The organism is Paenibacillus sp. J31TS4, from assembly GCF_018403265.1.
Lineage (GTDB): Bacteria > Bacillota > Bacilli > Paenibacillales > NBRC-103111 > J31TS4.
In genome coordinates, this window is sequence record NZ_BOSI01000028.1 from 1 (window position 1) to 447 (window position 447).

Annotated in this window: 1 protein-coding gene; it reads left to right on the top strand. The window is 60.6% G+C overall.

The window, feature by feature from the left end; all coding sequences use genetic code 11:
* Window positions 1-447, top strand: a 447-nt coding sequence (locus KJS47_RS23825; protein ID WP_213528396.1) for an ABC transporter permease subunit, incomplete at both ends; no start/stop codon positions are given.

Genomic DNA, 447 nt, shown 5'->3' on the forward strand with positions numbered 1-447 from the left:
TCCAGACGGTCACCTACGCGCCTCACTTCCTGTCGACCGTCGTGCTCGTCGGCATGTTGATCATGTTCCTGTCGCCGCAGAGCGGCCTGATCAACATGATCATCGTCTTCTTCGGCGGCGAGCCGGTCAACTTCATGACCGAGCCGGGCTGGTTCAAGTCGATCTTCGTGCTCTCCGGCGTCTGGCAGCAGATGGGCTGGAGCTCGATCATCTACCTGGCGGCGCTTGCCGGCATCGATCCGCAGCTGCACGAGGCAGCTCGCGTCGACGGCGCTACGCGCGTCCAGCGCATCTGGCACGTGAACATTCCCGGCATTTTACCGACGATCGTCATCCTGCTCATTCTGAACGTCGGCTCCATCATGGGCGTCGGCTTCGAGAAGGTCTTCCTGATGCAGAACTCGCTCAACATGGAAGCGTCCGACGTCATCTCGACGTACGTGTACC